23 protein-coding genes are annotated in these 24630 nt (G+C 70.8%); 12 read left to right on the top strand and 11 right to left on the bottom strand.

The features are described 5' to 3' along the window. Position 1: 1 nt before the first annotated feature. From ASF44_RS17475 to ASF44_RS17450, 6 genes are read right to left on the bottom strand one after another with little or no spacing between them, the layout of a single operon-like run. Positions 2-583 (bottom strand): malonic semialdehyde reductase, encoded by a 582-nt coding sequence (locus tag ASF44_RS17475; RefSeq protein ID WP_056900512.1) that lies wholly within the window; start codon positions 581-583, stop codon positions 2-4. Between the two features lie 18 nt (positions 584-601). Further along, complete coding sequence (locus tag ASF44_RS17470; RefSeq protein WP_056900511.1) at positions 602-1165, bottom strand: VOC family protein; 564 nt, start codon at positions 1163-1165, stop codon at positions 602-604. A gap of 17 nt (positions 1166-1182) precedes the next feature. Further along, a complete protein-coding gene (locus tag ASF44_RS17465) occupies positions 1183-2172 on the bottom strand; it encodes a zinc-dependent alcohol dehydrogenase family protein (RefSeq protein ID WP_056900510.1) in 990 nt (329 codons plus the stop codon). Continuing rightward, the gene (locus ASF44_RS17460; RefSeq protein ID WP_056900509.1) at positions 2172-2750 is read right to left on the bottom strand and encodes an amino acid synthesis family protein; all 579 of its coding nucleotides are present in this window, start codon (positions 2748-2750) and stop codon (positions 2172-2174) included. The genes ASF44_RS17465 and ASF44_RS17460 overlap by 1 nt, the downstream gene beginning before the upstream one ends. A gap of 19 nt (positions 2751-2769) precedes the next feature. Next, on the bottom strand, positions 2770-3738 hold the full coding sequence (locus ASF44_RS17455; RefSeq protein WP_056900508.1) for a tripartite tricarboxylate transporter substrate binding protein: 969 nt from the start codon (positions 3736-3738) through the stop codon (positions 2770-2772). A 50-nt stretch (positions 3739-3788) separates the two neighbouring features. Further along, positions 3789-4649: a fumarylacetoacetate hydrolase family protein gene (locus ASF44_RS17450; protein WP_056900507.1), complete on the bottom strand. Its 861-nt coding sequence runs from the start codon at positions 4647-4649 to the stop codon at positions 3789-3791. 180 nt (positions 4650-4829) lie between these two features. Here ASF44_RS17450 and ASF44_RS17445 point away from each other — a divergent pair, with 180 nt between their 5' ends. Then, entirely contained in the window at positions 4830-5528 is a 699-nt protein-coding gene (locus tag ASF44_RS17445) for a GntR family transcriptional regulator (protein WP_082524862.1), read from the top strand. Between the two features lie 3 nt (positions 5529-5531). Here the strand turns inward: ASF44_RS17445 and ASF44_RS17440 are convergent, their stop codons facing one another. Further along, positions 5532-6287, bottom strand: coding sequence for a sulfite exporter TauE/SafE family protein (locus ASF44_RS17440; protein WP_056900506.1), 756 nt, complete (start codon positions 6285-6287; stop codon positions 5532-5534). A gap of 70 nt (positions 6288-6357) precedes the next feature. Between ASF44_RS17440 and ASF44_RS17435 the strand changes: the two genes are divergently transcribed. From ASF44_RS17435 to ASF44_RS17395, 9 genes are all read left to right on the top strand, one after another. Further along, positions 6358-7971 carry a GMC family oxidoreductase gene (locus tag ASF44_RS17435; protein ID WP_056900505.1) on the top strand — a complete coding sequence of 538 codons (1614 nt, stop codon included), beginning with the start codon at positions 6358-6360 and terminating at the stop codon, positions 7969-7971. A gap of 152 nt (positions 7972-8123) precedes the next feature. After that, entirely contained in the window at positions 8124-9326 is a 1203-nt protein-coding gene (locus ASF44_RS17430) for an ABC transporter substrate-binding protein (protein WP_056900504.1), read from the top strand. A 71-nt stretch (positions 9327-9397) separates the two neighbouring features. After that, positions 9398-10318, top strand: coding sequence for a branched-chain amino acid ABC transporter permease (locus ASF44_RS17425; RefSeq protein WP_056900503.1), 921 nt, complete (start codon positions 9398-9400; stop codon positions 10316-10318). Then, complete coding sequence (locus ASF44_RS17420; RefSeq protein ID WP_056900502.1) at positions 10318-12132, top strand: ATP-binding cassette domain-containing protein; 1815 nt, start codon at positions 10318-10320, stop codon at positions 12130-12132. The genes ASF44_RS17425 and ASF44_RS17420 overlap by 1 nt, the downstream gene beginning before the upstream one ends. Continuing rightward, on the top strand, positions 12125-12847 hold the full coding sequence (locus ASF44_RS17415) for an ABC transporter ATP-binding protein (RefSeq protein ID WP_056900501.1): 723 nt from the start codon (positions 12125-12127) through the stop codon (positions 12845-12847). The genes ASF44_RS17420 and ASF44_RS17415 overlap by 8 nt, the downstream gene beginning before the upstream one ends. 317 nt (positions 12848-13164) lie before the next feature. Beyond that, complete coding sequence (locus ASF44_RS17410) at positions 13165-14790, top strand: GMC family oxidoreductase (protein ID WP_056900500.1); 1626 nt, start codon at positions 13165-13167, stop codon at positions 14788-14790. Next, a complete protein-coding gene (locus ASF44_RS17405) occupies positions 14787-16421 on the top strand; it encodes an AMP-binding protein (protein WP_056900499.1) in 1635 nt (544 codons plus the stop codon). Before ASF44_RS17410 ends, ASF44_RS17405 begins: the two co-directional genes overlap by 4 nt. A 119-nt stretch (positions 16422-16540) precedes the next feature. Next, positions 16541-17269, top strand: coding sequence for an SDR family oxidoreductase (locus tag ASF44_RS17400; protein WP_056900498.1), 729 nt, complete (start codon positions 16541-16543; stop codon positions 17267-17269). After that, complete coding sequence (locus ASF44_RS17395; RefSeq protein ID WP_056900497.1) at positions 17270-17881, top strand: 2-hydroxychromene-2-carboxylate isomerase; 612 nt, start codon at positions 17270-17272, stop codon at positions 17879-17881. It begins immediately after the preceding gene. Here ASF44_RS17395 and ASF44_RS17390 read toward each other — a convergent pair. Together ASF44_RS17390 and ASF44_RS17385 are read right to left on the bottom strand one after the other, a co-directional pair. Next, positions 17866-18654, bottom strand: a complete 789-nt coding sequence (locus ASF44_RS17390) for an IclR family transcriptional regulator (protein ID WP_056900496.1) — start codon at positions 18652-18654, stop codon at positions 17866-17868. The two genes, ASF44_RS17395 and ASF44_RS17390, sit on opposite strands and share 16 nt — an antisense overlap. Further along, entirely contained in the window at positions 18644-20035 is a 1392-nt protein-coding gene (locus tag ASF44_RS17385) for a PLP-dependent aminotransferase family protein (protein WP_056900495.1), read from the bottom strand. The genes ASF44_RS17390 and ASF44_RS17385 overlap by 11 nt, the downstream gene beginning before the upstream one ends. Before the next feature lie 90 nt (positions 20036-20125). On the opposite strand from ASF44_RS17385, the gene ASF44_RS17380 reads away from it, so the two are divergent. Next, positions 20126-21415: a hydroxymethylglutaryl-CoA reductase, degradative gene (locus tag ASF44_RS17380; protein WP_056900494.1), complete on the top strand. Its 1290-nt coding sequence runs from the start codon at positions 20126-20128 to the stop codon at positions 21413-21415. Positions 21416-21453: 38 nt separating this feature from the next. Further along, positions 21454-22026: a surface-adhesin E family protein gene (locus tag ASF44_RS17375; protein WP_056900493.1), complete on the top strand. Its 573-nt coding sequence runs from the start codon at positions 21454-21456 to the stop codon at positions 22024-22026. A gap of 39 nt (positions 22027-22065) precedes the next feature. On the opposite strand, the gene ASF44_RS17370 is transcribed toward ASF44_RS17375, so the two are convergent. Beyond that, entirely contained in the window at positions 22066-23391 is a 1326-nt protein-coding gene (locus ASF44_RS17370; RefSeq protein ID WP_056900492.1) for an amidohydrolase, read from the bottom strand. A 22-nt stretch (positions 23392-23413) separates the two neighbouring features. Continuing rightward, positions 23414-24619: a 3-oxoadipyl-CoA thiolase gene (gene pcaF / locus ASF44_RS17365; RefSeq protein ID WP_056900491.1), complete on the bottom strand. Its 1206-nt coding sequence runs from the start codon at positions 24617-24619 to the stop codon at positions 23414-23416. Positions 24620-24630: the final 11 nt, after the last annotated feature.

Below are 24630 nucleotides of genomic sequence, written 5' to 3'. Positions count from 1 at the left end.
GCTACAGCACCTGGCAGGCCTGGTCGAACGACAGGCGGGCGTTGCGCGGGAACAGCAGGCTGTCGTCGCCGTAGCCCAGGTTGACCAGGAAGTTGGCCTGCCAGCGGCCGTCCGGGAAGAACTCTGCATTGACCTTGGCGATGTCGAAGCCGCTCATGGGCCCGCAGTCCAGCCCCAGCGCACGCGCCGCGACCATGAAGTAGGCCCCGCCCAGCGTGCCGTTGCGCGTGGCCGTGGCCTGGGCCATCGCGGCGTTGCCCGCGAACATCTCGCGTGCGCCCTCGCGGTGCCAGACCTCGGACATGAACTCGTAGAAGCGCGTGTCGGTGGCCACGATCACGGTGACGGGCGCCGACATGGTCTTGTCGAGGTTGCCCTCCGACAGCGCCGGGCGCAGCCGCTCGCGCGCGGCCGGCGTGGTCAGGAACACGTAGCGCGTGGGCTGCGTGTTCATCGAGGTCGGGCCCATGCGGGCCAGTTCGTAGACCTGCTGCAGCAGGGCCGGCGGCACGGGCTGGTCGGTGAAGCCGTTGGCGGTTCGGGCGTCGAGGAAGATCTGTTCGAGCGAAATCGGGGTGGTCATGTCGGGCAATGGAAGGGTTCAGCCGCGCAGCGCGGCCTGGGCGACTGTATTGCGCGCGGCGAAGCGGCGGCTCCATTCCTCCACGGGCATGAAGCTCGGGTCGCTGCGCACGATGCGCTCGGTCTCACGCCAGATCGCCGCGTCGTCCAGGTCGATGTCCAGCGGGTCGCCGTGCGGCTGGCTCACGTACCAGGGCGTGTCCAGGTAGACCTCCACCGTGTTGTCTTCCGGGTCCAGGCAGTAGATCGACAGCGCGTTGCCGTGGTTGAGGCCGCGCATCCTGGTGGCGCCCAGGGCCAGCGCACGCTGGCGCGCCTCGCGCAGGTGGTCGATGGTCTGCACCTTGAACGACAGCTGCATCACCGTGCTGGGGCTGTCGAGCCCGCGGCTGGAGGCCAGTGCCAGCTGGTGGTGCTGGTCGTTGCGCCCGCTCAGGAACACGATGGTGAACGGGAAGGTGAAGCCCACGCCGCGGTCGGTCTCCTGCATGTCGAACACGCCGCAGTAAAAGCGCGTCATGGCCTCGATGTCGCGGCAGAAGATGCCGCAGTGCGACAGGTTGGGCTGGTAGCTGGGGTCCATGGTGTCTCCGGCGTTGTTCAGGGGTGCAGCACGATCTTGCCCAACGTGCCGCCCTGGTCCAGCAGCTCGTGCACCTGGCGCGCCTGCGCCAGCGGGAAGCGGCTGGCCATCGGTGCGCGCACGCGGCCTGCGGCCATCAGCGCGATGGCCTGCTCCATGAGGCCGCGGCGCAATGCGCGGTCGGCATCCACCGCGTGGATCGAGAAGGTGCGCACCGCCAGGCTGCGGCCCAGCAGCTGGCGCAGCGTGTCGAACACGTCGGCACTCGGCGGGCCGTTCACGATGTTGTAGGAGACCAGCATGCCCGACGGCGCCAGCGCATGCAGGCAGGCCGTGAACAACGCGCCGCCCAGGTGGTCGAAGGCCAGGTCCACGCCACGGCCGGCGGTCTGCGCCATCACCTGCCCGGCGATGCGCGCGGGGTCGGCATCCACCAGCACGTCCACGCCGTTGGCCAGCGCGAAGGCCTGCTTCTCGGGCGTCGATGCCGTGCCAATCACGCGCAGGCCGCGCCCGCGCGCCACCTGCACCAGGGCCGTGGCCACACCGCCGGCCGCACCCGGCACCAGCACGGCCTGGGCCGGCGCATTGCCGTTGCTGGCCAGCAGCGCGATGGCGAGCTGGAAGTTTCCGAGGCTGACCGCGTCGTCGAAGGCGATGCTGTCGGGCAAGTCGAACGGGGCCTCGGCCGGCACGCAGATGGCCTCGGCGTAGCAGCCGCCGCGCTGCGGCAGCTCACGCGCGCTCACCAGCACGCGCTGGCCGATGCGCGCAGCGTCCACGCCGGGGCCGACAGCGTCCACCGTGCCGGCCATCTCGTTGCCGGGAATGGCCGGCATGCTTGGCATCCACTTGTAGGTGCCGTTGCGGATCAGCACGTCGGGGCCGCCCGCGCCGATGGCCGCCGCGCGCACGCGCACCTGGCCGGGGCCGGGCTCGGGCCAGGCCAGCGTCACCAGTTCCAGCACCTCGGGCCCGCCCGGGGCCTGCAGTTGGACCGCGCGCATCAGCGTTGCCCGTCGTGCACGGCGATCTTGTCCTGCGACAAGCCGCCGAGGCGCGCATGCACGCGCCCGCCCGTGCCCATGACCAGCGCGAACAGGATCTCGTCGGGCCGCGGCGCGTCCTGGATGCCGATCTCCATGCTGTTGTAGTGGCTGCGCACATACGACGCGTGGATGTGGTGCAGCGGCACCATGAGCCGGTAGCCCGTGGCCGCCACGGCCTTGGCCGCCGGCACCATGGCCTTGGGCTCGCCCAGCACCGCGCGCATGGCCCAGCCGCCCGCCTCGTGCCAGACGGCACCGTGCTCCATCTCGCCGTTGACGCCGACGATGGCGGCCTTGCTGTAGACCTCCACCCGGTCGCGGCCCAGCGTGTCGACCAGTTCCTGCGCGAGCAGCGTGCCGAGGCTGCGCAGCTCGGCCATGAAGGGCAGCAGGTCGGGTTCGTACCGGCCCGCGTAAGGGTTGCGGATCACGGCGCAAGCCGCGGCCAGCTTCAAGGGCACGGCCGGCGGCGGGCCGCCCTCGTGGAACACCGTCTCGACGGTCAGGCTGCGTTTGCGGATGGCGATCAGGGACATGCGGAAACCTTGGGTTGCGTCATTGCTTGGGGATTTGGGATTCGGCCACCACCATGGTCCACTTCTCGAGCTCGCGGGCCACCATGGTCTTCATCTCGTCGGGCGTGCTGCCGCGTGCCTCGCCGCCCATGTCTTCCAGCCGCTGGCGCACGGCTGCGGCCTGCAGGGCCTTGTGCGTGTCGGCGTTCAGCCGGTCGACGATGGGGCGCGGCGTGCCGGCCGGCGCCAGCAGGCCGGCCCAGGAACGCACGTCGTAGCCCGGCACGCCCTGCTCGGCCACGGTGGGTACGTTCGGCAGGCCGGGCCAGCGCTGCGGGCCGGTGGTGGCCAGCGCGCGCAGCTTGCCGGCCTGGATGTTGGACATCACGGCCGTGGGCGGCGCGATGATGAAGGGCACGTCGCCCGACAGCAGCGCGGTGACGGCCGCCGCGTCGCCGCGATACGGCACGTGCAGCATGGGCACCTTGGCCATCTTGGTCAGCAGCTCGCCGGCCAGGTGGTGGGTGGAGCCAATGCCGGCCGAGCCGTACGACACCGCGTCCGGCCTGGCGCGCGCGGCCTCCAGCACGTCGCCGAAGCTGCGGTAGCGTGCGTCGGCGCGCACCACCACCAGGAACGGGAAGAAGGTGACGGTGCAGATGGCCTCGAAGTCGGCCACCGTCCTGTAGGGCAGGTGCTGGTACAGCGCGCCCGCCACCGCGTGGCCGCCCGTGGCCAGCAGCAGCGTGTAGCCGTCGGGCTTGGCGCGCGCCACGCTGCCGGCCGCGATGGTGCCGCCGGCACCGGCCTGCGACTCCACCACGACGGGCTGGCCCAGCGTCTTGCCGAGCTCAACGCCGACGGCACGGGCGATGGCATCGGCGTTGCCGCCCGGGGCGAAGCCCTGGTAGATCTTGATGGGCCGCTCGGGCCAGGCCTGGGCCAGGGCCGGCAGGGCTGCGCTGGCGCTTAAGGCGGCGCCCAGGGCGAGAAGGTGGCGTCGGTGCATGCGTGTCTCCGCGGCGTCCCGTCGTGCGGGCCGTCCTGTGGTGGAAGGGTTCAGTCCTGCGCGACGACCGGGTTGCGCAGCGTGCCGATGGCCTCGATCTCCACCTCGACCACGTCGCCCGGCTTCATGAACCACTGCGGCTTGCGGCTCCAGCCCACACCGGCCGGCGTGCCGGTGGCGATCACGTCGCCCGGCACCAGCGTGAAGATGGTCGAGGCGTAGGCGATCAGCTTGGGGATGCTGAAGATCATGTGGCCCGTGTGGCTGGACTGCACGGTCTCGCCGTTCAGCCGCGTGACGAGCTTCAGTTCGCGGCCCGGTTCGATCTCGTCGGCCGTCACCATCCAGGGGCCAAAGCCACCGGTGGACTCGAAGTTCTTGCCCGAGGCGATCTGCTTGGCGTGGAACTGCCATTCGCGCACGCTGGCGTCGTTGTAGACGCTGTAGCCGGCCACGTGCTGGAACGCATCGGCCTCGGCGATGTCGCGGCCGCCCTGGCCGATGACGACGGCCAGCTCGCCCTCCCAGTCCAGCGACTCGGACACGCGCGGGCGCACGATGGGGCCGTTGTGCGGCGTCTGCGAGCGCCACACGCGCAGGAAGATCGGCGGCTCTTCCGACAGCTCGCGCTGCATGCCGGCGGCCAGCACCTCCTGGTGGTGGTCCATGTAGTTGCGCACCGCGCAGACGATCTTCTCGGGCTTCGGAATGACCGGCAGGAAGCGGATATCGCCCAGCTGCGCATCGGCCTTCAGGCCCGCGACCAGTGTGTCGCGCCGCGCGAAATCGGGGCTGGCGATGAAGTCGGCCAGGCTGGCGTGGCCGGTGCGCTGCGCCAGTTCGGCAACGCCGCCGCCGAGCACGACGCCCCAGGTGTCGCGGCCGGCGAGGTGGTAGGACAGGAGTTTCATGGGAAGGTCCTTGGACGTGTGGATGAGGGAGATGCCGTCGGCAGTACGCCATCGGCATGCGTCAAATTTTATGCACAAAACTATTTTTAAGCATAGTCGTAGTTTTGTGCTCGTTTACCCTGATCCAGCAGTTTTGGCGCTCCGTGCACGGAACGGCAGGCACGTGCATAGAATTCCGGCGTGAACACCGCCACCATTTCCACGCCAGACGCCGGTGCCCCGCTCACCGAGCAGGCCTTCCGCAGCCTGCGCCACGATGTGCTGGCCGGCACCTTTGCGCCGGGCAACAAGCTCAAGCTCGATGAACTGCAACGCCACTACGGCTACTCCAGCAGCCCGCTGCGCGAGGCGCTGAGCCGGCTGGCGCAGGAGGGCCTGGTGCGCGCAGACGAGCGCCGGGGCTTCCGCGTGGCGGCGCTGTCCGAGGCCGACCTGGACGACATCACGCACATGCGGCTGATGCTGGACGTGGAGGCGCTGCGCGGCGCCATCGCGGCCGGCGACGACGCCTGGGAGGCGGCCATCGTCTCGGCCTTCCACCGGCTGGAGAAGGTGGAGTCGCGGCTGACGGACGGCCCGCAGGTGCTGGACGAGGAATGGAGCGAGGTGCACCGCGCCTTCCACATGGCACTGCTGGCGGCCTGCCCGTCCGAGCGCCAGCGCCGCTGGAGCGCCAGCCTGTTCGACCAGGCCGAGCGCTACCGCCGCTTCTCGGCCCGGAACCGCCAGAGCGCGCGCCGCAAGTCCAGCGAACACCGGCGCATGATGGACGCCACGCTCAAGCGCGACGCCGACACCGCCTGCGCGCTGCTGGCCGAGCACATCCGCAGCACCCAGCGCAACGTGGAGAGCGCGCTGCGGCGCAGTACGACCGCCTGAGCCTCAGCGCAGCCCGTCCCAGAGCAGCTTGAGGCCCGTCAGCAGCATGCCGATGTTGATGAGCCGGTAGAACAGCGCCGGCGACACGCGCCGCGCAAAACGCACGCCCGCCCAGACGCCGACCGGCGCGAACGGCAGCAGCACCAGCGAGGTGGCGATGTTTCGCGCATCGAACAGCCCGAGCCAGGTGTACGGCACCCACTTGGACAGGTTGATGCAGAAGAAGAACACGGCCATCGTGGCCGCGAACTGCACGGGCGCGAGCCGCAGCGGGATCACGTAGGCGTTGATCGGCGGGCCGCCGGTGTGCGAGACGAAGCTCGTGAAACCGGACACCGTGGCCAGCAGCCGGCCGGCCCAGCGCGGCGGCGGTGGGCTGTCGGCGCGCGGCGGAAAGAGCCAGCGCTGCGCCAGGAACAGCAGCGTGAATGCGCCCACCAGCGTGGACACGGTATGCCCGTCAAGCACGCGGAACAGCGCCGTGCCGACCACGGTGCCGAGCAGGCCGAACGGGATCAGCAGCCACAGCAGGGCCTTGTCGAGGTCGCGCCGGAAGGCGGCCACGCTCAGGATGTCGCACAGCAGCAGCACGGGCATCAGCAGCGCTGCGGCCTGCGGCACGGGGATGGCCAGCGCCATCAGCGGCACCGCCAGCGAGCCCAGGCCGGCGCCAAAGCCGCTCTTGGACAGGCCCAGCAGCAGCACGGCCGGAATGGCCGTGGCGTAGAACGCCCAGCCGGTGATCAAAGGCAGGTCCATCGCGCGGTGGTATGGTCTTCGGACACAAAAAAAGCCGGCGCAGTGTAGGCCGGCCAGGAGACCCGCGCAGATGCAAGAAAGCTACGACTACGTGATCGTGGGCGCCGGCGCGGCCGGCTGCCTGCTGGCCAACCGCCTGAGCGCGGACGGCCGCCACAGCGTCTGCCTGCTGGAGGCCGGCCCGCCCGACCGCAACCCCTTCATCCACATCCCGGCCGGCTTCATCAAGGTGGGCTACGACCCGCGCTACACCTGGCCCTTCAAGACGGCGCCCACGCACTGGACGGCCGGGCGAGAAGTCACGGTGCAGGTCGGCCGCACGCTGGGCGGCTCCAGCGCCATCAACGGCTTCAACTACACGCGCGGCGTGCCGGCCGACTACGACGCCTGGGCCGCGGCCGGCAACCCGGGTTGGGACCACGCCGCGCTGCTGCCGCTGTTCAAGCGCACCGAGCGCCGCATCGGCAACTTCGATCCGCGCTGGCGCGGTGGCGACGGCCCGCTGCCCATCACCGACTGCGATTGGCGCCACCCGCTGTGCGATGCATTCATCGACGGCGCGGCTGCCCTGCTGAACGTGCCGCGCCAGCACGACTACAACTGCGGCCAGCAGGGCGGCGCGGGCTACTACCAGCGCTGGATCCACAAGGGCTGGCGCGTGAGCGCGGCCAAGGCCTTCCTGCGGCCGGCGCGCGGGCGGCCCAACCTCACGGTGCGCACCGACGCGCACGCGCAATCCATCGTGTTCGAGAACAAACGTGCCGTGGGCGTGCGCTGGCGCGCGGGCCCCGGCGCGCCCGAGCAGACGGTGCGCGCCACGCGCGAGGTGCTGCTGTGCGCGGGTGCGCTCAACAGCCCCAAGCTGCTGGAACTCTCGGGCGTGGGCGCACCGGCCCTGCTGCAGACGCTGGGCATCCCGCTGCGGCATGCGCTGCCCGGTGTCGGCGAGGCCCTGCAGGACCACTTCATGGTGCGCTCCACCGTGCGCGTGCAGGGCGTGGACACCATCAACCGCACGGCGCGCGGCCTGCCCTTGCTGGGCCAGATCGCGCGCTGGGCGCTGGGCCGGCCCAGCGTGCTGGCCATCAGCCCCTCCGTGGCCTATGCGTTCGCGCGCTCGCGGCCCGGGGTGGCGAGCGAAGACCTGCAGTTCCACTTCTCGCCCGGCAGCTACGCCTCCGGCATCGCTGGCCGGCTCGACAGCTTCCCCGGCATGACGCTGGGCGTGTACCAGCTGCGCCCGCACAGCCGCGGCTTCGTGCATGCGCGCTCAAACGATGCGTTCGCGCCGCCCGAGATCCAGCCCAACTACCTGGACGACCCGCGCGACCGCCAGGTGCTGGTGGATGCGCTGCGGCTGGCACGCCGGCTGCTGCACAGCCCCCAGTTGGCGCCCTACGTGCAGGCCGACGAGGCGCCCGCCGCGGACGCCACCAGCGACGAGACGCTGCTCGAGCATGCCCGCCAGCGCGGCGGCACGGCCTGGCACTTCATGGGCACCTGCCGCATGGGGCCGGCCGGCGATCCCGGCGCCGTGGTCGATGCGCGGCTGCGCGTGCACGGGCTTGCAGGCCTGCGCGTGGCCGATGCCTCGGTCATGCCGTCCATGCCCTCGGGCAACACCGGCGCGCCGACCATGGCCATTGCCGAAAAGGCCGCCGAACTGGTGCGCGCAGACGCCTGAAGCATCAGGGTTCCCCCGCTCGCCAGCCACCGCTGTCCCGGCAAACTGTACCTATTTCGACGGATACAGTTCCCCTACAGTGGGGCCGCAGCACCGGGCCAGCAGAAGCGCCGGGCCATCCATCCCCCCGTTCATCCCAAGGAGACAAACCCATGCCATCGGTCCACCGTTTCGCCAAGCTCGCCGTCGCCGGCGCCATCGCCGGGTCCCTGTGGGCCGGTGCCGCCGCCTACGCCCAGGACATCAAGATCGGCTACACCGCCGACCAGTCCGCCAGCGGCGTGGCCGAACTGGGCATCGCGGGCCGCTGGGGCTTCGAGGCCGCCATCGAGGACCTCAACAAGGCCGGCGGCATCATGGGCCGCAAGGTGGTCGGCGTCATCCGCGACGACCAGGGCACGCCGCCCAAGGCCATCCAGAACATGACCGAGCTGATCGACAACGAGAAGGTGCAGGCCGTGGTCGGCCCGGCCAACTCGGGCAATGCGCTGGCCTGGCTGCACCTGCCGCAGCAGAAGAAGATCCCCGTGGTCGTGCCCATCGGCACCGCCACCGAGATCACCAACCGCTATGCCAAGGAGCCGCAGAACTACCTGTTCCGTGTGTCCATGGTCGACCGCGAGCAGGTGGCGCTGCTGGGCGCCTATGCCGTCAAGGCTTCCAAGGACAAGAAGATCGCCATCCTGGCCGATTCCACCGGCTACGGCCAGGGCGGCATCAAGGACGCCACCGACATCCTGGCGCTGCACGGCGTGACGCCGGTGGCGACCGAGAAGTACGGCCCCAAGGACACCGACATCACCTCGCAGCTGTCCAAGATCAAGGCAGCCGGCGCCGACACCGTGATCATCTACGGCATCGCCGACGGCACGGCCCAGGTGCTGCGCAGCATGGAGAAGATCAACTACATGCCGGTGACGCTGGGCACCTGGGGCAACCTGTCCTCGCTGCTGCCCAAGATGGCCGGCGAGAAGCTGTCCGAGCACCTGATCCTGGCCGCGTCCACCACCGAGGACACCAACGCCAAGACCAAGGCCCTGGGCGAGCGCGTGCGCAAGAACTTCCCGACGCTGACCACCTTCCCATGCTCGGCCCAGGCGTACGACTCGGTCATGCTGCTGGCCGCCGCGATGAAGCTGGCCAACAGCACCGACGGCGAGAAGGTCGCCGCCGCGCTCGAGAACGTGACCGGCGTGGAAGGCGTGATCAAGACCTACAACAAGCCCTTCACCAAGACCGCGCACGAGGGCCTGTCGGTGGCCGACTTCTACCTGGCGCGCTGGAAGAACGGCGCACCGGTGCGCTATGAAGACCAGTTCACCAAGTCGCTGACGCCGGCCGACCTCAAGAAGTAAGCCCTTCTTGCCGGCCATGCCCACGCCCTGCGGCGTGGGCCCCGTTTCTCGCGTGGTTTCAAAGGGAAGACATGGGCGCGTCACTCCTGCAGGCGGTCTTCAGCGGCCTGGCGCTGGGCAGCATCTATGCGCTGGTCGCGCTGGGTTTCAACATCACCCACAACACGACCAGGACGTTCAACTTCGGCCAGGGCGAGTTCCTGGTGGCCGGCGCCTATGTGGCGGTCTCCGCAGTGCTGCTGCTGGCCGGCAAGCCCATCACGGGCGCACTCAGCGCCGTCGAGGTCACGCCGGGCCGCTACCTCGCGGCCCTGGCCATCTCCATCGTGGTGCTGGGCGCTCTCGGCGTGCTGCTGTACCACGCGGCCGTCAAGCCCTTCGTGGGCCAGGGCGGGCTGGCCTGGGTCATGAGCACCATCGGCTTCGGCATCATCATCCAGAACACGGCACTCGCGATCTGGGGCCCGGCCCCGCTGGTCATGCCTTCGCCGCTGGGCAACGAGGTGATCCGCATCGGCGGCGCCGGCGTGCTGCCGCAAGAGATCCTGGTGCTGGTCTCCAGCATCCTGGTCATGGTCTGCCTGGACTTCGTGATGCGCAAGACCAGGATCGGCAAGGCGGTGCGCGCGGTCGCGCACAGCGGGCCGGCCGCCACGCTGATGGGCATCAACGTCTCGGCCATCGTGGTGCTGGCCTTCGTCATCAGCTCGGCGCTGGCCGGGCTGGCGGGGCTGCTGATCGCGCCCATCACCACGGCCTCCGTCTTCATGGGCCTCACGCTGGCGCTCAAGGCCTTCTCGGCCGCCATCGTGGGCGGCCTCAACAACGCGCGCGGCTGCATGCTGGGCGGCTTCCTGCTCGGGCTGATCGAGGCCCTGGTCGGGCTGTGGCAGGCCGAGCTGCGCGAGATCAGCATCTTCCTGCTGATCATCCTGGTGCTGGTGTTGAAGCCCGAAGGCCTGCTGGGCCGCCGCGTGGTGGAGAAGGTCTGATGCAGTTCGGCAAAGGACATGCCATCGGCGTGGCGCTGGCCGCCGCCGCCATCGCGCTGGCCCCGGTGCTCATCACCAACGGCTTCTACCTCAAGGTGCTGTTCCTGATCGGCGTGAACTACCTGGCCGCGGCCGGGCTCAACGTGCTGGTCGGCCACACCGGCCAGAAATCGCTGGGCCATGCGGGGCTGTTCGCGGTGGGCGCCTACACGGCCGCGCTGCTGACGGCGCGGCTGGGCTGGAACCCCTGGCTCGCCTTCGTCGCCGCGGGCGCCATGGCCGGGCTGTTCGGCGTGCTGATCGCGCTGCCCGCGCTGCGTGTGCGCGGGCCGGCGCTGGCCATGGTCACCATCGGCTTCGGCATCGTGGTCGAGAAGGTGGTCTCGGAATGGCAGAACGTGTTCGGCGGCCAGGCCGGCATTTACGGCGTGGTGCCGCCCTCCATCGCCGGGAGCGCACTCAACGACAGCCAGTGGGTCTGGTTCGTCGGTGTGCTGGCCATCGTGGCGCACCTGACGATCCGCGCGCTGCTGCACGGCAAGTACGGCCGCGCCTTCATGGCCGTCAACACGGCCGAGGTGGCGGCCGAGAGCGTGGGCGTGTCGGTCTACAAGTTCAAGGTGCTGGCCTTCGTGGTCAGCGCCGTGACCTGCGGGCTGGCGGGCGCGCTGATCGCGCAGCAGAACCAGTACATCAACTCGGACTTCATCAACTTCAGCCTGTCGATCTTCTTCCTCTTGATCGTGCTGTTCGGCGGCAGCTCGGTCTATGGGCCGCTGGTGGGCGCCGTGGTGCTGACGCTGCTGGACGCGTTCCTCGCGCGCTGGCCCACGGCCCAGCACTTCACCTATGGCGCGCTGCTGCTGTTCGCGCTGTACGCCATGCCCGACGGGCTGTCGGGTGCACTCGGCCGGCTGGCGAAGAAGCTGGTGCCAGCCCTGGCCCGCAAGCCCGTGCTGCCCGCGCCGACCGCCGGCTGGAAGCTGCGCGCCGCCGAGCGGACGGCGGCCGACAAGCCGCTGTTGCAGACCCGCGCCGTCTACAAGGCCTACGGCGGGGTGGTGCCCACCAACAACATCGACATGGACATCAAGACCGGCCACATCCATTCGCTGATCGGGCCGAACGGCGCGGGCAAGACCACGCTGCTCAACATCCTGTCGGGCGTCAATCCGCCCGACCGCGGCAGCATCGAGTTCGCGGGCCAGAGCATCGTGCACATGGTGCCCAACCGCATCTGCGCGATCGGCCTGGGCCGCACCTTCCAGAACCTCAAGCTGTTCACCGACATGTCGGTGCTGGACAACGTGAAGGTGGGCCTGCACCGCCACATGCGCGCCGGCTTCTGGAGCTGCCTGCTGGGTTTGCCAGCGGCCCAGCGCGAAGAACTGGCAGCGCGCGACGAAGCGCTGCAGATCCTCGACTTCCTGGGCTTGCTGGACAAGGCCGATGAAGTCGCCGGCAGCCTGCCCTACGGCCTGCAGCGCCGGCTGGAGCTGGCCCGCGCACTGGCCACCCACCCGCGCCTGCTGCTGCTGGACGAGCCGGCCGCGGGCCTGAACCCGCAGGAGACGCAGGACCTGGTCGGCGTGATCGCCAGGGTCCGCGACCTCGGCATCACCGTGCTGCTGATCGAACACCACATGGACCTGGTCATGGCCATCTCGGACCACGTGATTGTGCTCGACTACGGCGAGAAGATCGCCGAAGGCAAGCCCCTGGAGGTGCAGAACAACCCGCGCGTGATCGCCGCCTACCTGGGCACCGACGAGCCCGACGAAGACGACCTGGAACTGGAGGCCCGCCATGGCTGAGCCACTGCTCCAGATCCACGCGCTCGAAGTGCGCTACGGCGCCATCGAGGCGCTCAAGGGCATCTCGCTCGAGGTGCATGCCGGCGAGGTGGTGACCATCATCGGCGGCAATGGCGCCGGCAAGAGCACGCTCATGAAAGCGGTCTCGGGCCTGGAGCCGGCTTTTGCCGGAACCATCCGCTTCGCCGGCCAGGACATCACGCGCGTGCCGGGCCACCAGCGCGTGGCACTGGGCATTGCGCAGTCGCCCGAGGGCCGGCAGGTGTTCTCCGACCAGAGCGTGCGCGACAACCTGCTGCTGGGCGCCTACCACCGCAAGGCGTCGACGGCCGAGATCGAGGCCGACATCGAGGCCCAGTTCGACGCCTTCCCGCGTCTGCGCGAACGCCAGGACCAGATGGCCGGCACCATGTCGGGCGGCGAGCAGCAGATGCTGGCCATCGCCCGCGCGCTGATGGCCCGGCCCAAGCTGCTGTTGCTGGACGAGCCCTCGCTGGGCCTGGCGCCGCTGATCGTGAAGGAGATCTTCGGCATCATCCGCGGACTCAAGACCCAGGGCGTCACCATCCTGCTGGTCGAGCAGATGGCCAACCAGGCGCTGGCCGTGGCCGAGCGCGGCTATGTGCTGGAGACCGGGCGCATCACGCTGCAGGGCGGGGGCCGGGCGCTGCGGCGCGATCCGCAGGTGCGGGCCGCGTACCTCGGGAAGCATTGAGATGAAGCGATACCACGGTCTGGCCCAGGACCACGCCGACGGCGTACCCCACTCCGCGAATGTCCCCCGCCCAGGGCCGCAGGCGGCCCAGGGCTCCTCCTTTATTTCGCTGCGTGGAGCACGCCATCGTCGCGGTCCATCCGCGTCGCGTCGCACGCGCCGGCACGACGCGACGTGTCCCGGGCCGAGGACATCGGGTGGCCTCTGCAGCGAAGTAAAGGAGGAGCCGAAGGCGGGGGACATGAACGGAAGAGGCCACCCGGTGGCCTCGGCCCGCGCGCCACGCCCATGTCCGCCAGCAACTGCACCGAACCGCCATGTCCACTGACACCTTCGACTACGTGATCGTCGGAAGCGGCGCAGCCGGTGCCATCCTCGCGGCCCGGCTCGGCGAAGACCCGACCCTCAGCATCTGCGTGCTGGAAGCCGGCCCGCGCGACTGGCATCCGTACCTGCACCTGCCGGCCGGCTTCATCAAGGTGCTGTTCAACCCCGACTTCACCTGGCAGTTCAGCTCCGAGCCGACGGACTGGACGGGCGGGCGCCGCGTGCCGCTGCCGCAGGGGCGCACGGCCGGCGGCTCCACCGCCATCAACGGCCTGGTCTACAACCGCGGCCAGGCCGAGGACTACGACGGTTGGGCCGCCCAGGGCAACCCGGGCTGGAGCCACGCGGAACTGCTGCCTTACTTCATGCGCAGCGAACGGCGCATCGGCCCCGGCGACGACGCGCTGCGCGGGCGCCGCGGCCCTGTGCCCGTGACCGACATCGACTGGCGGCACCCGGTCTGCGAGGCCTTCCTCGACGGTGCCGGGGAACTGGGCCTGCCGCGCAACCCCGACTACAACGGCGCGACGCAGGCTGGCGTGGGCTACTTCCAGCGCACCATCCGCCACGGGCTGCGCCAGGGCACGGCGCCCACGTTCCTGACGCCGGCCCTGAAGCGCGGCAACGTGGCGCTGCGCAGCAACGCGCACGCCACCGGCATCGTGTTCGACGGCCGGCGCGCCACCGGCGTGCGCTACCGGCGCGGCGGCCCGAATGGCCCGTCGCAAACGGTGCGTGCGCGGCGCGAGGTGATCGTCTGCGCCGGCGCCGTCAACAGCCCGAAGCTGCTGCAGCTCTCCGGCATCGGTCCGGCCGAGTGGCTGCAACGCGCGGGCATCCCCGTGCGCCATGCGCTGCCCGGCGTGGGCCAGCATCTGAAAGACCACTTCTCGGTGCGCCTGGTCGCGCGGGCCAAGAACACCGTCACCATCAACGAGCTGGCGCGTGCACCCCGGCTGTGGAGCCAGGCCGCGCGCTGGCTGGCCGGGCAACCCAGTATCCTCGCGCTGAGCCCCTCGCTCGCGCACTTCTTCTGGCAGTCGCGGCCCGGCCTCGCGCGGCCCGACCTGCAAGGCGTGTTCGCGCCGGCCAGCTACCGCGCGGGCTACGTCGGCATGCTCGACGACTACCCCGGCATGACCTGCGGCGTCTGGCAGCACCGGCCGCAGAGCAGCGGCTGGGTGCGGCTGGCATCGGGCGACCCGTTCGCCGACCCGCTCGTGCAGCCCAACTACCTCGCCCACGAAGACGACCGCCGCGTGCTGCTGGACGGCGTGCGGCTGGCACGCCAGCTGCTGCAGACGCGCGCGCTGGCGCCCTACGTGCAGGCCGAGACCCTGCCCGGCCCCGACGTGCAGCGCGACGACGAGTTGCTGGACTACGTGCGCCGCTACGGTGTCTCGTCCTACCACCTCAACGGCACGGCGCGCATGGGGCCGGCCAGCGACGCGATGGCGGTGGTCGATGCGCAGCTGCGCGTGCATGGCGTGGCCGGCCTGCGCGTGGCCGACGCCTCGGTCATGCCGGAGATTCCCTCGGCCAACACCTGCGCCGCGTCGATGATGATCGGCGAGAAGGCGGCCGACCTGGTCCGCGCCCATCCTGCCACGCCATGATCGACATCGAACAGCATCCCACGCTGCACCAGGCGCTGAACGCCGCCGCCCAGGCCTACGGCCCCCATACCCTGCTGGCCATCCCGGCCAACCCACAGCGCGGCTACCTGCCCGATGGCCTGGAACTGAGCTACGCGCAGATGGCCCAGGGCGTCGCCGCACTGGCCGCGCATTACGCCGCCGCCGGCTACGGCCATGGCCACCGCGTGGCGCTGTTCCTGGAGAACCGGCCCGCGCACCTGCTGCACAAGCTCGCGCTCAACAGCCTGGGCGCCTGCTGCGTTCCCGTGAACCCCGACTACCGCCCGCGCGAACTGGCCTACCTGATCGGGCACGCGCGCGTGGACCTGGTGGTGGTGCTGGACTGCCGTGTCGATGCGCTGCGCGCCGCGCTGGCCGAGTCCGCCCACCAGCCGGCCTTCGCCACGCTCGACGGCTTCGCGTCCACGCTGCCGCGCGCGCCACGCGACCCGCTGCCCGGCCAGGTGCAGGGCGACACGCCGGCCAGCATCCTCTACACCTCGGGCACGACCGGGCGGCCCAAGGGCTGCATCCTGTCGCACCGCTACGAGCTGGCATCGGGCCACGCCTACGCCACGCGCGGCGGCCTGGCCACCTTCGGCGAAGGCACGGACCGCATCTACAACCCGCTGCCGCTGTTCCATGTCAACGCCTCGGTGGTCTCGTTCCCGGGCGCGCTGCTGAAGGGCAACTGCCAGGTGCAGGCCGACCGCTTCCAGCCCACGCGCTGGTGGACCGAGGTGCGCGAGAGCCGCGCCACCGTCGTGCACTACCTGGGCGTGGTCGTGCAGATGCTGTGGGCGCAGCCGCCGGGCCCGCAGGACCGCGACCATGCCGTGCGCTTCGCGTACGGCGCCGGTGTCGAGCCGCCACTGCACGCGGCCTTCGAGGCGCGTTTCGGCTTCCCGCTGATCGAGCTCTGGGGCATGACCGAGATGGTGCGCATCCTGACCGACAACCACGCGCCGCGCCAGGTCGGCACGCGCGCCTTCGGCCGCGCGCTGCCCGGCATCGAGGTGCGCGTGGTCGACGACGCCGACCGCGACGTGGCCGGCCAGGCGCCCGGCGAGATGGTGATCCGCCACAGCGAAGCGACACCGCGGCAGGATTTCTTCTCGGGCTACCTGGACGATCCGCAGGCCACCGAAGCCGCCTGGCGCGGCGGCTGGTTCCACACCGGCGACATCGTGTGGCGCGACGCCACCGGCATGCTGCACTTCGTGGACCGGCGCAAGAACATCGTGCGCCGCTCGGGCGAGAACATCGCCGCGGCCGAGGTCGAGGCCGTGCTGCTGGCGCACCCCTGGGTCGAACAGGCCGCCGTGATGGCCCTGCCCGACGAGGTGCGCGAGGAAGAGGTGCTGGCCTGCGTGGTGCTCCAGCCCGGCGCGGCGCCAGAGGGCAAGTGCGAGGCCACGGCGCGCGCGCTGTTCGAGCACTGCAACGCCCAGCTGGCCTACTACAAGGCGCCCGGCTGGGTCTGGTTCGCCGACGCGATCCCGACCACGGCCACGCAGAAGATCCAGAAGCACAGCCTGTTCGCGGCCGGCACCGATCCGCGGGCCCTGCCGGGCATGCTGGACCTGCGCAGCCTGAAGAAGCGCCGCTGAACCCCGCGCCGTCGCGGCCGCGGCGTTCTGCACTGCGGTTTTCTTCTGTGCCTGCGACGGGCGCCAGCACGGGGGTTGCGGCCTAGACTGGCCGCCCCATCCCCACCACCACCGAGACCATGCAAGACAAGAAGGCCATCCTCGTCATCGGCGCCGGCGACGCGACCGGCGGCGCCATCGCCCGGCGTTTCGCGCGCGAGGGCTACATCGCCTGCGTCACGCGGCGCAGCGCCGACAAGCTCGCGCCCCTCGTCGAGCAGATCCGCGCCGAGGGCGGCCAGGCCCATGGCTTCGGCAGCGACGCGCGCAAGGAGGACGAGATGGCCGCGCTGGTGCAACGGATCGAGACCGAGATCGCGCCGATCGAGGTGGCGGTGTTCAACATCGGCGCCAACGTGCGCTTTTCCATCACCGAGACCACGGCGCGCGTGTACTTCAAGGTCTGGGAGATGGCCTGCTTCGCGGGCTTCCTGATGGGCCGCGAAGCCGCCAAGGCCATGCTGCCGCGCGGCCGCGGCACCATCCTGTTCACCGGCGCCACGGCCAGCCTGCGCGGGCGCGAGGGCTTCGCCGCCTTCGCCGGCGCCAAGCACGGCCTGCGCGCGCTGGCGCAGAGCATGGCGCGCGAGCTCTGGCCCCAGGGCATCCACGTGGCCCACCCCATCGTGGACGGCGCCATCGACACCGAGTTCATCCGCAGCAACTTTCCCGAGCGCTACGCGCTGCGCGAGCAAGGCGGTATCGTGAGCCCCGACAGCATCGCCGAGGTGTACTGGCAGTTGCACCAACAGCCGCGCGACGCCTGGACCCACGAGACCGAGATCCGACCCTGGATGGAGACCTGGTAAATGACGCAAGCACAGTTCCTGTTCGACTTCGGCAGCCCCAATGCCTATCTCTCGCACAAGATCATTCCGCAGATCGAGGCGCGCACCGGTGTGCGCTTCGCCTACCAGCCCGTGCTGCTGGGCGGCCTGTTCAAGCTGGCCAACAACCGCTCGCCCGTCGAGGCCTATGCCGAGATCCCGCTCAAGCTGGCCTACGAGCGCATGGAGATGCAGCGCTTCATCGCGCGCCACGGCCTCACGGCCTTCCGCATGAACCCGCATTTCCCGGTCAACACGCTGCACATCATGCGCGGCGCGGTGGCGGCGCAACGGCTGGGCTGCTTCGAACGCTACGTCGACACGGTCTACGCCAGCATGTGGGAGCGCGGCTGCAACATGGCCGACCCCGCCGTGATCGCGGCCGAGCTGTCCGCCGCCGGGCTGGATGCGCAGGCGCTGGTCGCCGCGAGCCAGGATGCCGAGGTCAAGCAGCAGCTGCTGGCCAACACGCAGGAGGCCCATGGCCGCGGCGCGTTCGGCTCGCCGACCTTCTTCGTCGGCACGCAGATGTTCTTCGGCAAGGACAAGCTGCGCGATGTGGAGGACGAGATCGCGGCTCAGGCGGCGCGGTAGCGCGCCTCGATCGCGCGCACGGTGTCGACCAGGCGCGGCCTCACCTCGCGCAGGAAGACCTCGGCAGGCACGGCGGAGGCTGCAGCCGCCGCGTTCACCACCATGAGCGGCTGGCTGGCACCCAGGCGCATGGGCACGGCGATGGCGTTGACCTCGCGCCGCCAGGCGCCGAAGGAGCGCACGCAGCCCAGTTCCGCCAGGTCGGCGACGGCCTGCGCCACCATGGCCTGCAGCGCATCGCCGCCGGGCGGGTCCAGCGCCAGCAGCCGCGCCACCAGCATCTGGCGGACCTCGGGCGTGGCGCCCGCCAGGTAGCCCCGGCCCACGGCCGAGGTGGCCAGCGGCATGCGCGAGCCCAGGCTCAGCCGCAGCGTGAGGATGGCCTGCTCGCTGACGCAGTTGTCGATGTAGAGCATGGCCAGGTCGTCGCGGATGGCGAGCGCGACCATGGTCTGCGTGGCGTCGGCCAGCTGCTGCAGCCGCGCGTGGCTGGCCTCGCGCACGTCCAGCCGCGACAGCGTGGTGCCGCCCAGCGCCAGCGTCTGCAGGCCCAGGCGGTAGCGGCCGCTCTCGGGCACGTGCACGAGATAGCCGAGCCGGGTCAGCGTGTAGCTCAGCCGCGTGACGGTGGACTTGGGCAGGCCGCAGCGCTCGGCCAATTCCTGGTTGCTGAGCCGCTCCTCGCCGGAGGCGAAGGCGCGCAGCAGCTCCAGGCCGCGCGCGAGCGCGGTGACGAACTGGCGGTCGTCCTTGGCGGCGATGTCAGTCTCCACTGCGCAGCACGGACTGCAGGGCCGGCGCGAAGCGCGGGTCGAGCACGGCGCCGACGTTGAAGCGCGACCAGGGCGAGACCGCCTCGGGGTCGACGCTGAAGATGCGGCCCGGGGCCATCATGACCTGGCGTTCCCGCAGGGCTTCGGCCAGGGCCAGCGCGTCCGGCACGCCCGGAAGGCGCGCCCACAGGAAGAGCGAGGCCGGTGTCTGCGCGAACAGTTCGGCGCCGAAGCCCTGCAGCAGCCCCTGCGCGCGCGCCGTGGCCTCGCCCACGCGCCGGCGCAGGTGCGCCAGGTGGGCCAGGTACTGGCGCTCGCCCAGCAGCGTCTCGACCGTGCGCTCGCAATACTCCGAACTGCTGACGTGCACCAGCGCCTTGAGGTCCGCCAGGTCGCTGGCCAGGTCGGCGCTGCACGCGATGAAACCCACGCGCAGCGCCGCCGAGAGCGACTTGGAGAAGCTGCCCACGTAGAGCGTGCGTTCCAGCCCGTCCAGGGCGGCGAGCCGCGTGGACTGCGGTGGCCGGAAGTCGGCCAGCGGATCGTTCTCGACGATGAGCAGGTTGTGCTGCCGCGCCAGCGCCAGCACGCGCTGCGCCACCGCGGGTGCGAGGTCCGAGCCGGTGGGGTTGTGCGCCAGCGACTGCGTGAAGAACACGCGCGGCCGGTGGCGCAGCAGCAGTTGCTCCAGCGCCTGCGGATCGGGGCCGTCGGCCCTGCGCGGCACGCCCACGGTGCGCGCGCCGGCCAGGTGCAGCTTGCCGAACAGCGGGTAGTAGCCCGGGTCGTCGGCCAGCACCACGGCGCCGGGCGGCACGAAGTAGCGCACGATGATGTCCATGGCCTCGTTCGCGCCGTGCGTCAGCACGATCTGCCGCGTGCCGGCCTGCACGCCGAAGTCCGCCAGCCGCCGCACCAGGCGCTGGCGCAGCGGCTCGTAGCCGAAGCGGTTGCCATAGCGGAACAACGTGCCCAGGCCGCCGCGCGCCACCTTGTGGTGGTGCCGGTCCAGCCGCGCGCCGGCCAGCCACTCGACGGGCGGAAAGCCGTCGCCCACGTTGAGCTGGCCTGGCTCCTCGCGCAGCTGGTTGCGCATAAGCCAGACGATGCCCATGGCGCGGCCGAGCGAGCCGGCATCGTCGTCCGCCGGGGCCGCGCGCGCCTGCGCCTTGACGAAGAAGCCGGCGCCGCGGCGCGGCTCGACCAGGCCGCGCGCGACCAGCAGCTCGAAGGCGGCCACCACGGTGTTCTTGCCGTAGTTGCGCTGGCCGGCCAGCTCGCGCAGCGAGGGCAGCTTGTCGCCGGCGCGGAAGGCGCCCTCCAGGATCTGGCGCTCCAGCGTGTCGGCGAGCTGGACGAAGATGGGTTCGCTGGCTGGCATGGCGGTCTGCTGTTCCGCCGAACTGTACCTGTGCGCGCAGGTACAGCCGCCCCAGAATGCCGCGACCCCAACACCATCGAAAGACGACCCATGGCCAGCGATTCGCGCCTTCCGAACTTCCGCGCACTGAGCCCGGCGCAGCGGCTGGACCACATCGCCCAGGCCGTGGGCCTGGACGCCGCGGAGCGCGCGCTGCTGGAGCAGCCCGGCGCGCTCCGGCTCGACCTGGCCGACGGCATGATCGAGAACGTGATCGGCCGCTTCGAGCTGCCGCTGGCCGTGGCCGGCAACTTCCAGGTCAACGGCCGCGACGTGCTGGTGCCGATGGTGGTCGAGGAGCCCTCCGTGGTGGCCGCGGCCTCGTTCATGGCCAAGCTGGCGCGCGAGGGCGGCGGTTTCGAGACCTCCAGCAGCCTGCCGCTGATGCGCGCGCAGGTGCAGGTGCTGGGCCTGTCCGATCCACAGGGCGCGCGGCAGGCGCTGCTGCGAAGGCAGGGCGAGATCCTGGCCATCGCCAACGCGCGCGACGCGGTGTTGATCGGCCTGGGCGGCGGCTGCCGCAACATCGAGGTCCAGGTGTTCCCCGAGACGCCGCGCGGCCCGATGCTGGTGCTGCACCTGGTCGTGGACGTGCGCGACGCGATGGGCGCCAACACCGTCAACACCATGGCCGAGGCGGTGGCGCCGCTGGTGGAACAGATCACGGGCGGGCGCGTGCGGCTGCGCATCCTGTCCAACCTGGCCGACCTGCGGCTGGCGCGCGCCCGCGTGGTGCTGACGCCCGAGACGCTGGCCACGCCCGAGCGGCGCGGCGAGGACATCGTCGAGGGCGTGCTGGACGCCTACGTGTTCGCGGCCGTGGACCCCTACCGCGCGGCCACGCACAACAAGGGCATCATGAACGGCATCGACCCGGTGGTCGTGGCCACCGGCAACGACTGGCGCGCGGTGGAGGCCGGCGCCCATGCCTACGCCAGCCGCAGCGGCCGCTACACCTCGCTGACCTGCTGGGAGAAGGACGCCGCCGGCCGCCTGGTCGGCAGCATCGAGATGCCGATGCCGCTGGGCCTGGTGGGCGGCGCCACCAAGACGCACCCGCTGGCGCGGCTGGCGCTCAAGATCATGGGCGTGCGGTCGGCCCAGGAGCTGGCCGAGGTCACCGTGGCCGTCGGCCTGGCACAGAACCTGGGTGCGCTGCGCGCGCTGGCCACCGAAGGCATCCAGCGCGGCCACATGGCGCTGCACGCGCGCAACATCGCGCTGGTGGCCGGCGCCACGCGCGCCCAGGTGGACACCATTGCCGCGCGCATGGTGGCCGAGGGCGACGTGCGCGTGGACCGCGCCGCGGCGCTGCTCAAGGAGCTGGGCGGCGGCGCCTGATTCAAGAACGCGCGCCGCGCGCCGATAACGCAGGGACCATGCGCCTTCTGCTGCTTCCCCTGCTCCTGGCCGCCGCCTCCGCCGGCGCGGCCGAATGGACCGAATTGCCGCTGCCCGCGAGCAGCGGCGTGACGGTCTACCAGGAGCCCGGCACCGAGCGCTCGCGCCACCACAAGGTCATCGGCTACATCCTGCCCAACCCGCGGCAGTCGTGGTTCCTGGTGGACTATGCGGTACCGCACCGCTGGCGGCTGTACGAGGTTCGCTCGTTCAAGCAGTGGCTGGAGTTCGACTGCAAGAACTTCAGCATGCGCGTGATGGCGCGGCTGTACTACGAAGGCCAGATGGGCCAGGGGCGGCTGCTCGTCAGCGAGCGCGAGTCGCCAAGCTTCGTGTCCATCGTGCCCGGCGACCCGGAAGAGGCCATGCACCAGGCGGCCTGCGCCTACCTCAAGAAGGAAGAAGAGGCGGCAGCGGCCGTGGCGGCCGCACCGATGGCGGCGCCCGCCCCTGCCCCTATTGCGCCAGCTGCCCCGGCTGCGGCAACCGAGCCCGCCGCGCAGGCCCAGCCCATCTACACCCCGCTGGACCCGATGCAGCCCACGCGATGAGCGGTTAGGAGCGGGGCCGGACTTCTGCCGCCCACGCTCCTACTGCGCGCCCAGTGCGGTCAGCACGGCCACGCTCATGGCCTGCACGCTGGTCTTGATCGAGGGCTCGGGCACGGGCGCGAAGAACGGCGAGTGGTTGAACGGCAGCGCCTTGCCGCCCGGCTTCATGGACGCTGCAACGTCCTCGGGCGCGGACACGCCGACGAAGAACATCATGCCGGGCACGCCCGCGTTGAGGAACTCCGAGAAGTCCTCGCTGGCCGTGATCGGCGGCACCTGGGCGATCTGCGCGCCGGGCAGCGCGGCCTTGAGCGCGGCGGTGGTGCGCTCGACCACGGCCGCATCGTTGACGATGGCCGCACCGCCGGGCACCAGTTCGACCTGCGGCTCGGGCGCGCCGCCCATGGCCGCGGCCGCCATCGCCGTGCGGCGGATGCCGGCCAGCAGCTTCTCGCGCACCTGCGGCTGGTAGGAGCGGATGGTGCCGCGCAGCACCACGGTGTCGGGAATGATGTTGCCCACCGTGCCGCCCTGGATGGCGCCGATGGTCACCACGCCGAACTCGGCCGGGTCTTTCTCGCGGCTGACCACGGTCTGCACGTCGGTGACGAAGCGCGCCGCGATCGTGATCGGGTCGATGGTCTTGTCGGGCGCCGAGCCATGGCCGCCGCGGCCCTTGAAGGTGATCTCCAGCGCGTCGGAGTTCGAGCTGGTGGGCCCGGCCCGGTAGCCCACGAAGCCGTAGGGCGAGGGCGAGCTGTGCAGCGCAAACGCGAAATCGGGCTTGGGAAAGCGCGTGAACAGGCCGTCGGCCAGCATGGCCTTGGCGCCCGAGACGGTCTCCTCGGCCGGCTGGGCGACGAACATCAGCGTGCCCTTCCACTGGCCCTTGAGCGCCACCAGCGTGCGTGCCGCACCGACCCAGCTGGCCATGTGCAGGTCGTGCGCGCAGCTGTGGGCCACGAAGGTTTCGCGGCCGGCGTACTGCGCCTTCACCTTGCTCGCGTACGGCAGGCCGGTCTTCTCTTCCATGGGCAGCGCGTCGAGCTCGGTGCGCACGAGCACCGTGGGGCCGGCACCGTTGCGCAGCAGCGCCACCACGCCGGTGCCGCCGACCTTCTCGGTCACCTCGAAGCCGAGCTTGCGCATCTCCTCGGCCATCCGGGCGGCCGTGCGCACTTCCTGGAAGGCCAGCTCGGGATGGGCATGCAGGTCCTTGTAGAGCGCCTCGAGCGCGCCGTACATGCCGTTGACGAGCGGGGCGACCTGCTGCTGGGTCTGCGTCTGCGTTTGCGCCGTGGCGCAGGCGGCGGCCAGGCCCAGCAGGCTGGCCAGCACGCTCAGACGGAGGGAGGGTTGGGGCATGTTGTTGTTCCTTCTTCAGTTGTCAAACACGTTCGAGCACGATGGCGATGCCCTGGCCCACGCCGATGCACATGGTGCACAGCGCGTAGCGGCCGCCGGTCCTGTGCAGCTGGTTGACTGCGGTGGTCGCCAGGCGGGCGCCGCTGGCACCCAGGGGGTGGCCCAGCGCGATGGCGCCGCCGTTGGGGTTCACGCGCGGGTCGTCGTCGGCGATGCCCAGCGCGCGCAGCACCGCCAGGCCCTGGGCCGCGAAGGCTTCGTTGAGTTCGATCACGTCGAGCTGCGCGAGCGAGATGCCGGTCAGCGCCAGCACCTTCTGCGTGGCCGGCGCGGGGCCGATCCCCATCACGCGTGGCGCCACGCCCGCCGTGGCCATGCCGACCACGCGGGCCCTGGGCGTGAGGCCATGGGCGGCGGCGCTCTTCTCGTCGGCCAGCAGCAGCGCGCAGGCACCGTCGTTGACGCCGCTGGCGTTGCCGGCCGTCACCGTCCCATCGGGCCGCACCACGCCCTTGAGCTTGGCCAGCGACTCCAGGCTGGTTTCGCGCGGGTGCTCGTCCTTGTTGACGACGATGGCGTCGCCCTTCTTCTGCGGGATCAGCACGGGCGTGAGTTCGGCGTCGAAGAAGCCCGACTTCTGCGCGGCCACGGCCTTCAGCTGGCTGGCCAGCGCCATGCGGTCCTGCGCCTCGCGGGCGATCTTGTGCTCCACGGCCACGTTCTCTGCCGTCTCGGGCATGGAGTCGACGCCATACAACTCCTTCATGCGCTTGTTGACGAAGCGCCAGCCGATGGTGGTGTCGTAGACCGCGTTGCCGCGCGCGAAGGCCGTCTCTGCCTTCGGCATCACGAAGGGCGCGCGGCTCATGCTCTCGACGCCGCCGGCGAGCATCAGGCCGGCCTCGCCGGCGCGGATCGCGCGCGCCGCGCTGCCCACCGCATCCAGGCCCGAGCCGCACAAGCGGTTGATGGTCGCGCCGGGCACCTCGATGGGCAGGCCGGCCAGCAGCGCCGACATGCGCGCGACGTTGCGGTTGTCCTCGCCGGCCTGGTTGGCGCAGCCATACAGCACGTCGGCCAGCGCGTGCCAATCGACCTTGGGGTTGCGCACCATCAGCGCCTTGATCGGCACCGCGCCGAGGTCGTCGGTGCGCACGCCGGCCAGCGCGCCGCCATAGCGGCCGAAGGGTGTGCGGACCGCGTCGCAGATGAAGGCCTGGTGGCTCATGGGTGTCTCCT

The organism is Pseudorhodoferax sp. Leaf274 (genome assembly GCF_001422445.1).
Taxonomy (GTDB): domain Bacteria; phylum Pseudomonadota; class Gammaproteobacteria; order Burkholderiales; family Burkholderiaceae_C; genus Pseudorhodoferax.
The sequence above is the reverse complement of the archived record's forward strand: the minus strand, read 5'-3'. Positions and strand labels throughout refer to the sequence as shown.